Below are 301 nucleotides of genomic sequence, written 5' to 3' on the forward strand. Positions count from 1 at the left end.
GACCTCGCAAATCTCGTAGTCGACGGTGTACGTGCCAGCCGGGGTATTCGGCGCGACGTCCACCGAGCCATCAGCGTTCACGGTAAGCGGACCATTCGTGACCGGGACCAGGGTGATGTCCGCCGGATTCACGGCCGCGCCGTTCAGCTGGTCATTGCCCAGGACGTTGACGACATTGGTGTTGGCGACGAAGCCATTGACCGGGCCGGCAGCGTCGTTGACGGCGTCGATGACGCCCTCTTCCACCGTGATCGTGACAGTCGCCGTGTCGCAGTTGGTCGGATTGAGAACTTCGCAGATC

The 301-nt window shown here is 62.5% G+C and carries 1 protein-coding gene; it reads right to left on the reverse strand.

Annotation, left to right across the window (positions count from 1 at the left end; genetic code table 11):
* The coding region (locus ACOQFR_RS00010; RefSeq protein WP_421377371.1) for a hypothetical protein at positions 1-301 on the reverse strand (301 nt) is incomplete at both ends.

Source organism: Arenimonas sp. MALMAid1274 (assembly GCF_049195245.1).
Taxonomy (GTDB): Bacteria; Pseudomonadota; Gammaproteobacteria; order Xanthomonadales; family Xanthomonadaceae; genus Arenimonas.